General features: G+C 40.7%; 1 protein-coding gene. It reads left to right on the forward strand.

All coding sequences use genetic code 11. From position 1 onward, the window contains the following. Positions 1–273: hypothetical protein (locus HMPREF2987_RS04850; protein WP_142995358.1), on the forward strand; the 273-nt coding region annotated here is incomplete at both ends.

Genomic DNA, 273 nt, shown 5'->3' on the forward strand with positions numbered 1-273 from the left:
TTACATATGACTCTATGAAGGCAGAAGTAACAGTTGTAGTGGAACACAATGGAAAAGCTAAAGCACTTGTGAAAACAGTGACAGACGCTCCAGACAAAGAGTTCAACAACACTGTGACTCCACCAGAAGAGCCTAAGTTCCAACCAGAGAAATACGTTGTAACTGAAGAGAAATACTCAATTACTGACAACAAGCTTCTCGATGATGATTCTGAGTTGGCAGACAAGTACGGAGATACCAATAAAGATCCATACGCAGATAAGACTGACAACA

The organism is Streptococcus sp. HMSC067H01, assembly GCF_001814775.1.
Lineage (GTDB): Bacteria > Bacillota > Bacilli > Lactobacillales > Streptococcaceae > Streptococcus.